Here is a 4,638-nt window from a genome sequence, read left to right as displayed (position 1 = left end):
GCGCGCAGGGGCATAACCGCCGGTCGGCGGCCCGCCCGCCGCGCCGCCGACCGGCGGTTATGCCCCTGCGCGCCGCCCGTCCCTCTCCTAAGATCCTCCTCCAGCAGTAGGGTGATTTCTTTGCTAGCGCATTACTCTTGTTGCAAGGCCGCGCAAGGTGGCCATGGAGGAGTGAGATGAGGAGCAGTAACCCGGTCTTCTCGCGACGGGGGTTCAGCCGCGACAACGGTGCCTACGCGGGCTTCGACGTGCAGCACCAGCAGGCCGGGGCCAACCCGTACGCGACGAATCCTTACGCCACCGACCCGGCCACCGGGATGCCGCAGGCGCCGGCCCGTGTCAACGCGATGACCATGGACGACGTCGTGAGCCGTACGGCCATGACGCTCGGCACGGTCATCCTCACCGCGACACTCGCCTGGATCGCCCTCCCGGTCGACCCGGCGAACATCGGCAAGTCGTACGGCATCGCGATCGGCGCCGCGCTCGTCGCCATGGTCCTGGGCCTCGTCCAGGCCTTCAAGCGCAAGGCGTCCCCGGCGATCATCCTGGGCTACGCGGCGTTCGAGGGCGTTTTCCTCGGCGTCATCAGCGCCGCCACCAGCACCTACCTCGGTGCCGGCGTCGTCATCCAGGCCGTGCTCGGCACCATGTGCGTCTTCGCCGCGGTGCTGTTCGCGTACAAGATGCGCTGGATCCGCGTGACCCGCCGCTTCTACGGCTTCGTCCTGGCCGCGGCCATGGGCTTCATGCTGCTGATGGTCGCGAACCTGCTGTTCTCGGTGTTCGCGGGCGGTGACGGCCTCGGCTTCCGCAGCGGCGGCCTCGGCATCCTGTTCGGCATCATCGGCGTCATCCTCGGCGCCGCGTTCCTCGCCCTGGACTTCAAGCAGGTCGAGGACGGCATCGCCTACGGCGCCCCCCGCGAGGAGGCGTGGCTGGCCGCCTTCGGCCTGACCATGACCCTCGTGTGGATCTACCTGGAGCTGCTGCGCCTGTTCCAGATCCTCTCCGGGGACGACTAGCAGGACCGGGCCCGGCAGGGCCCGCAGGCACCACCGGGAAGGCCCCGCGAGCGCGACGCTCGCGGGGCCTTCCCGCGTTCCGGTGCAGACGGGCTGTGGGGGACAGGGGGAGAGGGAGGAGGGGAGAGCCGGCGGGTCAGCCGAACCTGCGGGCGGCCCTGCGCAGGTCGTACTCGTGGATGATCGCCTTGGCCTGGCCGTACGACAGCTCGTGCGCGCCGCGCAGCCAGCTGACCTTCTCCTCGAACCGGACCAGGGAAGGACCCTCGTCCACGGTGCGGAGCCATTCCGCGACCTCGCGGCCGGTCGTCTGCGGAATCCTGTCGATCATGTTGCGGTGGGTCTGCTCGGAGAACTCTACGGACATGGGCGCCTCCGGGGTGTGGCCGTGCTGTTCCCTTCCCGTCACCGTGCCGGAGAGTCCGGCCGTTGGCAATGGCGCCGTCCCGGCGCGTAAGGTCGGCCGGGTGCTCGATACCTCGCCCCTGACCGACGCCGTCGAACGTTTCGCCGACCGGCTGCGCGCCATGCCGCAGAGCCGTCTCCAGCGCGGAGCCGCCGCCGAGGCGCTCGAACTGGCCCGCGAGCTGTCCGTACGCGCCCAGCGGCTCGAATCGCCGGGCGGGGCGGCTCCGGCGCACACCATGCCCGACGCGGGCGTCTTCGCCGTCGGCGACCAGGTCGCCGTCGCCGGAACCGACCTCGCCGAAGCCCTGCGCACCGCCCCGGAAACCGCGAAGGCCCCGTCCGAGATGCTGGACGAGGCCGTGCGGCTGGTGGAGCAGGCGGAGGTCAGAGCGACGCGATGACGCGGTCCGCCAGGATGTAGACGTTGTTGTCGGGGTCCTGCGCGTCACCGCCGCAGGAGAACGTCAGCGCGTACGCACCCGAGATGCCCGAGCCGCCCAGCAGGACCGGCGCGGTGCCCGAGCGCAGCGCCTCCGCGAGGCGCTCCGCCGTCTCGCGGTGGCCCGGCGTCATGCACAGCGTCGTGCCGTCCGTGAACACGTACACGTCGAGCGTGCCCAGAGGGCCCGGGCGGACGTCCGCGAGCGCCGTGCGGGCCTCCGCGAGCTCCTCCAGGCGGCTCACCGTGCGCTCGTGGTCCGCGCCGGCCGACATCGGCTGGGACGGGACGAAGTCGGGGTGCGAGGGGTGGCGGCGTCGCGCGGCCGCCAGCTCCGCGGAATCCTCCGGGTACTCGTCGGCGGCCTCCTCGCCCAGCACCGGCTCCAGGCCCACCAGATCGGCCTGGCGCGGCAGGAAGACGGGGCCGTCGTCGGCCAGGCCCGGAAGCCCGCCCAGCAGGGACGGGGCGTCGCCCGCGAAGGTCGGCGAGGCCTCGGCGGCCTCACGGGCCTCCTGCGCGGCCCAGAACGCCCGCGCCTCGGCGAGCTCGCGCTCACGCTCCTCGGCGAGGGCCTCCGCCACGGCGGCCCGTATCTCGGCGGCGGGGGACTCCACGGCGCCGCGGGCGTGCGGGACGCTCGCACCGCGCGGCCGGGACGGGACGGAGAGCTCGCCCCGCAGGGCGGTGACCTGCTTGCGGAGGCCGTGGACGGCGTGCAGCGCAGCAGCGCCCACGGCCGCGGCGGCGGCCGTGGTCAGCAGCAGGGCAAGAGACATGGCGCTCACTGACTAACTCCTGATTTGACTCGATCCCCCGACTTCCTACATCAGAGTGTCCCGACCTGGGAATGGCGTGCAGTGCATTACGTCACGAAATGGACAGGGTGTTCGTCACACAGGAGACCGGCATACCCAAGCTGACCTGCATAAATGCCGAACCCCCAGGATGTTTGTCACATCCTGGGGGAGATTCGGTCACAGGTCGGCCGCGGGAGGATTGGATCCGGAGCCCGGAAGGCACGCGGACCAGGGCAAACGAGGCACCGCCACCCTCCGCTGCGGCTCAGCTCAGCCGCTCGCGCCTTCTGTGGCGCTGAGCCTCGCCTCCGCTGCGGGCAGGTGCCGCCCTCGTCCCTCGGGCGACCCCTACCCTCCGCTGCGGCTCAGCTCAGCCGCTCGATCACCATCGCCATGCCCTGGCCGCCGCCCACGCACATCGTCTCCAGGCCGAACTGCTTGTCGTGGAACTGGAGGCTGTTGATCAGCGTGCCGGTGATGCGGGCGCCGGTCATCCCGAACGGGTGGCCGACGGCGATGGCGCCGCCGTTGACGTTCAGCTTGTCCAGCGGGATGCCGAGGTCCCGGTACGAGGGGATGACCTGCGCGGCGAACGCCTCGTTGATCTCGAACAGGTCGATGTCGCCGACCGTCAGGCCGGCCCGCTTGAGGGCCTGCTTCGACGCCTCGACCGGGCCCAGGCCCATGATCTCCGGGGAGAGGGCGGTGACGCCGGTGGAGACGATCCGGGCCAGCGGGGTCAGACCCAGCTCGCGCGCCTTCGTGTCGCTCATGATGACCAGCGCGGCCGCGCCGTCGTTCAGCGGGCAGCAGTTGCCGGCCGTGACCAGGCCGTCCGGGCGGAACACCGGCTTCAGGCCCTGCACGCCCTCCAGGGAGACGCCGGCGCGCGGGCCGTCGTCCTTGCTGACGACCGTGCCGTCCGGGGTGGTCACCGGCGTGATCTCGCGGGCCCAGAAGCCGTTCTTGATGGCCTCCTCGGCCAGGTTCTGGGAGCGGACGCCGAACTCGTCCATGTCCTGGCGCGTGACGCCCTTCAGGCGGGCCAGGTTCTCGGCGGTCTGGCCCATCGAGATGTACGCGTCGGGGATCAGGCCGTCCTCGCGCGGGTCGTGCCAGGTCGAGCCCTCGGACTGGGCGACCTCGGCGGTCCGCGCCTCCGCCTCGGCGAACAGCGGGTTGTGCGTGTCCGGCAGGCCGTCCGACGTGCCCTTCACCGAGCGCGAGACGGTCTCGACGCCGGCGGAGATGAAGACGTCGCCCTCGCCCGCCTTGATCGCGTGCAGGGCCATGCGGGAGGTCTGCAGCGAGGAGGAGCAGTAGCGGGTGATCGTGGTGCCGGGCAGGTAGTCCATGCCCATCTGCACCGCGACGATGCGGGCCAGGTTGTGGCCCTGCTCGCCGCCGGGCAGGCCGCAGCCCAGCATCAGGTCGTCGATGTCCCGCGGGTCCAGCTCGGGGATCTTGGCCAGGGCGGCCTGGATGATCGTCGCGGTGAGGTCGTCCGGGCGGACGTCCTTGAGGGACCCCTTGAAGGCGCGCCCGATCGGGGAGCGGGCGGCGGAAACGATGACGGCTTCGGGCATCGGGGCTCCAAGGGGTGAGTTGCGGCTCATTGCGGACCGCATGCGAAGTTACCGGCCCGTACGGTCTTGGTCACCGGGTGGGGCATGTGATGCCGGTCGCTCCGCGGGGTCGGGCGGCTGGTCCGGGGGTGTGCGGGGCCCGTGCCCCGCTGCCCCGCGGAGGCGTACGGAGCCCCGGGCTCCGGGGCCGGAAGGCCCGGGCAGGTGGGCTCCCGGGGCTCTGCCCCGGACCCCGCGCCTCAAACGCCGGGCGGGGCTGGATTGCCCCCCGGGGGGCGAGAGGCTCGGGGTGGTGTGGGCTTTCGGGGCTTTGCCCCGGACCCCGCGCCTCAAGCGCCGGCGGGGCTGGATTGGCCCCCGGGGGGCGCGAGGCTCGGGGT

Annotated in this window: 5 protein-coding genes; 2 read left to right on the top strand and 3 right to left on the bottom strand. The window is 71.9% G+C overall.

The features are described 5' to 3' along the window. Nucleotides 1-176: 176 nt before the first annotated feature. Nucleotides 177-1,025, top strand: coding sequence for a Bax inhibitor-1/YccA family protein (locus EF903_RS29045; protein ID WP_125547986.1), 849 nt, complete (start codon nt 177-179; stop codon nt 1,023-1,025). A gap of 136 nt (nt 1,026-1,161) precedes the next feature. On the opposite strand, the gene EF903_RS29040 is transcribed toward EF903_RS29045, so the two are convergent. Then, nucleotides 1,162-1,392, bottom strand: a complete 231-nt coding sequence (locus EF903_RS29040; protein WP_125547985.1) for a DUF4287 domain-containing protein — start codon at nt 1,390-1,392, stop codon at nt 1,162-1,164. A 100-nt stretch (nt 1,393-1,492) separates the two neighbouring features. Between EF903_RS29040 and EF903_RS29035 the strand changes: the two genes are divergently transcribed. Then, nucleotides 1,493-1,834, top strand: a complete 342-nt coding sequence (locus EF903_RS29035; protein ID WP_125547984.1) for a hypothetical protein — start codon at nt 1,493-1,495, stop codon at nt 1,832-1,834. Here EF903_RS29035 and EF903_RS29030 read toward each other — a convergent pair. Further along, a complete protein-coding gene (locus tag EF903_RS29030) occupies nt 1,818-2,651 on the bottom strand; it encodes a hypothetical protein (protein ID WP_185902884.1) in 834 nt (277 codons plus the stop codon). The genes EF903_RS29035 and EF903_RS29030 overlap by 17 nt on opposite strands. Before the next feature lie 386 nt (nt 2,652-3,037). Continuing rightward, complete coding sequence (locus EF903_RS29025) at nt 3,038-4,258, bottom strand: acetyl-CoA C-acetyltransferase (RefSeq protein WP_125547982.1); 1,221 nt, start codon at nt 4,256-4,258, stop codon at nt 3,038-3,040. Between the last annotated feature and the right edge of the window lie 380 nt (nt 4,259-4,638).

Source organism: Streptomyces sp. WAC05292, assembly GCF_003949955.1.
In the GTDB taxonomy this organism is placed as follows: domain Bacteria; phylum Actinomycetota; class Actinomycetes; order Streptomycetales; family Streptomycetaceae; genus Streptomyces; species Streptomyces globosus.
Note: the sequence above shows the minus strand (reverse complement) of the source record. Positions and strands in the feature narration are given on the sequence as shown.